Consider the following 4,400-nt stretch of genomic DNA (forward strand, 5'->3'; position numbering starts at 1 on the left):
CGGCCGCGTGGACGGGCGCGAGGTGGCGCTGGGCGCGCTGGCATGGCTCGACGGCCTGGTCACCGCGCCGGCCGACCCGACGCTGCGCCGCCAGGCCGAGACGGCGCAAGCGCAGGGTCAGAGCGTGGTCGGGGTGGCGGTCGACGGTGCCGTGAGCGGCTACATCGCCATCGCCGATCCGCTGCGCGAGGACGCCGCCGAGGCGGTGGCCCTACTGCAGGCACGTGGCATCGCGGTGACCATGCTCAGCGGCGACAACCGCCACGCGGCGCAGGCGGTGGCCGCGCGGCTCGGCATCGAGCAGGTGCAGGCCGAGGTGCTGCCGCAGGACAAGGCCGCGCATGTGCGCCAGTTGCAGGCGGTGCCGGGCGCACGCGTGGGCATGGTCGGCGACGGCATCAACGATGCCCCGGCACTGGCCGCGGCCGATGTCAGTTTCGCCATCGGCAGCGGCTCGGACATCGCCATCGAGGCGGCCGACGTGGTGCTGATGCACGGCGACCTGGCCGGTGTCGCCGCCGCCATCGACCTGTCCGCGGCGACGGTGCGCAAGATCCGCCAGAACCTGTTCTTCGCCTTCGTCTTCAATGGCCTGGGCATCCCGCTGGCCGCGTTCGGCCTGCTCAACCCGGTGATCGCCGGCGCGGCGATGGCGCTGAGTTCGGTCTCGGTGCTGGGCAACGCGCTGCTGCTGAATCGCTGGCGTCCGCAATGAGCGCGGATTCGATTTTCTGACCCTGGAGCCTGACATGCACCATCTCGATCTCCTCGTCCACGGCATGAGCTGCGGCGGCTGCAGCGCACGGCTGCAGCGCGTGCTCGACGCCTGCCCGGGCGTGGCCGCCAGCACGGTGGTGCTGGAGGGCGGGCGCGTCGGCATCGACTACGACCCCGCGCGCATCGACGTGGCCGCGCTGGAGCAGGCGATCGCAGACGCCGGCTTCAGCGTGGCCGCTGGCTGAGCGCCGCTCCGACGCCGCGCCACGCCGGGTGAACGCCGGCGTGGCGGCCGCTGCCGCGCATGACCCAGGCGCGTGGCCGGGCGTGTATCGTGGGCGCGATTTCTCCGCTCCCGCACCGCCATGACCCATCGCACTTGGGTGGCCGCCGCCATCCAGAAGATCGAAGCCGACTTCAACCGCTCGGCCGACACCCACCTGATCCCGCTGGACCTGCCCGGTTTCCCCGGCATCGACCTGTACTTCAAGGACGAGTCCAGCCATCCCACCGGCAGCCTCAAGCACCGCCTGGCGCGCTCGCTGTTCCTGTACGCGCTGGCCAACGGCTGGCTGCGCGAGGGGCGGCCGGTGATCGAGGCCTCCAGCGGTTCCACCGCGGTCTCCGAGGCGTATTTCGCGCGCCTGCTGGGGCTGCCGTTCATCGCGGTGATGCCGGCCACCACCTCGCCGGAGAAGATCGCCGCGATCGAGTTCCAGGGCGGGCGCTGCCACCTGGTCGGGCGCGCCTGCGACCTGCATGCCGATTCGGTGCAGCTGGCGCGCGAGACCGGCGGCCATTTCATGGACCAGTTCCTGTACGCCGAGCGCGCCACCGACTGGCGCGCCAACAACAACATCGCCGAGTCGATCTTCCGGCAGATGCAGGAGGAGCCGCATCCGATCCCGGCCTGGATCGTGTGCAGCCCCGGCACCGGCGGCACCGCGGCCACGCTCGGCCGCTACGTGCGCTACCGGCGCCATCCCACCCGCATCCTGTGCGCGGATCCGGAGGTGTCGCTGTTCTTCGACGGTTACCGCGAGGCGCTGGCCGGACGCGACTATGCCGGTCTGGAAAGCACCGGCGGCTCGCGCATCGAAGGCATCGGCCGGCCGCGGGTGGAGCCGAGCTTCATCCCCAGCTGCGTGGATGCGATGGTCAAGGTGCCCGACGCGCTGAGCCTGGCGGCGATGCGCTACGTCAGCGCGCGCCTGGGCCGGCGCGTGGGCGGCTCCACCGGCACCAACTTCGTCGGCGTGCTGCAGGCGGCCACGCGCATGAGCGAACAGGGCCGCAGTGGCGCCATCGTCACCATCCTGTGCGACAGCGGCGAGCGCTACGGGCACAGCTACTACCGGCCGCAGTGGTACGCCGAGCACGGCATCGACGTGGAGCAGGCCGATGCGCAGCTGGCCGCGGCGGTGGCCGGCGCCGGCCTGCCGCCGCTGTCTTGTGCTGCGCTGGACTGACCGCCATCTGCTTTTCGTGGCCGGCCGCGCCGGTCCTTCCCCCGCTACCGAGACTTCCGCGATGACCAATCCCCTGCTCGATTTTTCCGGCCTGCCGCGCTTCGATGCGATCCAGCCCGAGCACATCGGCCCGGCGATCGACACGCTGCTGGCGCAGGCCGAGGCCGCCGTGGCCGCAGCCGAGACGGTGGCGCCGGTGCGCTGGGACAGCTTCGTGGCGCCGCTGGACGATGCCACCGAGCGCCTGTGGCGCGCCTGGGGCCAGGTGAGTCACCTGCAGGCGGTGGTCAACACGCCGGCGCTGCGCGAGGCCTACAACGCCAACCTGCCCAAGGTGACGCGCTTCTCCAGCGCGCTGGGACAGAACCTGGCGCTGTTCGCGCAGTACCGCACGCTGGCGCAATCGCCGGACGCGGCCACGCTCGGCTCGGCGCAGCGCAAGGTGCTGGACAACGCGCTGCGCGATTTCCGTCTGGGCGGCGCCGAACTGGGCGAGGCCGACAAGCAGCGCTTCGCCGCGATCCAGGAAGAACTGTCGGCGCTGTCGGCCAAGTTCTCGCAGAACGTGCTCGACGCCACCGACGCGTGGTCGCTGCTGATCGACGACCCGGCGCGCCTGGCCGGCCTGCCCGAGGACAGCATCGCCGCCGCGCGCGCGGCGGCCGAGCGCGACGGCCAGACAGGCTGGAAGCTGACCCTGCAGATGCCCTGCTACCTGCCGGTGCAGATGTATGCCGAGGACCGTACGTTGCGCGAGACGCTGTACCGCGCCAACGCGATCCGCGCCTCGGAGTTCGGCGATGCGGCGCTGGACAACAGCGCGGCGATCGGCCGCATCCTCGCCCTGCGCGGCGAACTGGCGGCGCTGCTCGGCTTCGCCAGCTACGCCGAGTATTCGCTGGCGACGAAGATGGCGCAGGATCCGGCGCAGGTGCTGGACTTCCTGCACGACCTGGCCGCACGCGCCAAGCCCTACGCGCAGCGCGACCGCGCCGAACTGGAGGCATTCGCGCGCGAGCACCTGGGCCTGGACACGCTGGAAGCCTGGGATCTGGCCTATGCCGGCGAAAAGCTCAAGCAGGCGCGCTACAGCTTCTCCGAGCAGGAAGTGAAGCGCTACTTCACCGAGCCCAAGGTGCTGGACGGCCTGTTCGGCCTGATCCACGACCTGTACGGCCTGCGCGTGGAGGCCGACAGCGCGCCGGTGTGGCATCCGGACGTGCGCTTCTTCCGCCTCAGCGATGCGCAGGGGCGCCTGGTCGGGCAGTTCTACCTGGATCTGTACGCACGCGAAGGCAAGCGCGGCGGCGCCTGGATGGACGATTGCCGCAACCGCCGCGAACGCGCCGACGGCGTGCAGACCCCGCTGGTGTACCTGGTGTGCAATTTCGGCCGCGGCAGCGACGGCAAGCCGGCCACCTTCACCCACAACGAGGTCACCACCCTGTTCCACGAGATGGGCCATGGCCTGCACCAATTGCTGACCCAGGTCGGCGAACTGGGCGTGGCCGGCATCAACGGCGTGGAATGGGACGCGGTGGAACTGCCCAGCCAGTTCATGGAGAACTTCTGCTGGGAATGGCCGCGCCTTCAGGCGATGACCGCGCACGTGGACAGCGGCGAACCGCTGCCGCGCGCACTGTTCGACAAGATGCTGGCGGCGAAGAACTACCAGAGCGGCATGTTCACCGTGCGCCAGCTCGAGTTCGCGCTGTTCGACATGCAGTTGCACCACGACTTCGATGCACAGACCGACAGCGTGCTGCAGTTGCTCGAGCGCGTGCGCGACGCCGTGGCGGTGAACCGGCCGCCGGCCTGGAACCGCTTCCCGCACCAGTTCAACCACATCTTCGCCGGCGGCTATGCGGCCGGCTACTACAGCTACAAGTGGGCCGAGGTGCTCAGCGCCGACGCCTATGCCGCATTCGAGGAAGCGCCGGATCAGTTGGCGGACACCGGCGCGCGCTTCCTGCGCGAGATCCTCTCGCGCGGCGGCAGCCGCCCGACGCTGGAGAACTTCACTGCCTTCCGCGGCCGTGCGCCGGAGCTGGAAGCGTTGCTGCGGCACAGCGGCATGGCCGGATAAGCCGGGATTCGGGATTCGGGATGACAGCCTGCGGCCGTTGAGAACCGGGATTCGAGATTTTCCTGCGCAGGCGTAGTGGTTGCGATTGCATTGTGGGAGGGGCTTCAGCCCCGACGGGCTTTCCCGGG

Annotated in this window: 4 protein-coding genes; all 4 read left to right on the forward strand. The window is 70.3% G+C overall.

Features of this window, described 5'->3' with window-relative positions; genetic code table 11:
* Window positions 1-715, forward strand: a 715-nt coding sequence (locus D588_RS24135) for an HAD-IC family P-type ATPase (RefSeq protein WP_017915342.1), incomplete at its 5' end; no start/stop codon positions are given.
* Window positions 716-749: 34 nt separating this feature from the next.
* Window positions 750-962, forward strand: coding sequence for a heavy metal-associated domain-containing protein (locus tag D588_RS0106025; protein ID WP_026143429.1), 213 nt, complete (start codon window positions 750-752; stop codon window positions 960-962).
* A gap of 120 nt (window positions 963-1,082) precedes the next feature.
* Window positions 1,083-2,186, forward strand: a complete 1,104-nt coding sequence (locus D588_RS0106030; protein ID WP_017915343.1) for a PLP-dependent cysteine synthase family protein — start codon at window positions 1,083-1,085, stop codon at window positions 2,184-2,186.
* Window positions 2,187-2,247: 61 nt separating this feature from the next.
* Window positions 2,248-4,272, forward strand: a complete 2,025-nt coding sequence (locus D588_RS0106035) for a M3 family metallopeptidase (protein ID WP_017915344.1) — start codon at window positions 2,248-2,250, stop codon at window positions 4,270-4,272.
* The last annotated feature ends 128 nt before the right edge of the window (window positions 4,273-4,400 follow it).

The sequence above is a fragment of the Xanthomonas sp. SHU 308 genome (assembly GCF_000364645.1).
GTDB lineage: Bacteria > Pseudomonadota > Gammaproteobacteria > Xanthomonadales > Xanthomonadaceae > Xanthomonas_A > Xanthomonas_A sontii.

What these genes read in the sequence shown, in the direction of transcription:
- D588_RS0106025 (WP_026143429.1), top strand. Translation starts at nt 750, where the DNA reads ATGCACCATCTCGATCTCCTCGTCCACGGCATGAGCTGCGGCGGCTGC.
- D588_RS0106030 (WP_017915343.1), top strand. Translation starts at nt 1,083, where the DNA reads ATGACCCATCGCACTTGGGTGGCCGCCGCCATCCAGAAGATCGAAGCC.
- D588_RS0106035 (WP_017915344.1), top strand. Translation starts at nt 2,248, where the DNA reads ATGACCAATCCCCTGCTCGATTTTTCCGGCCTGCCGCGCTTCGATGCG.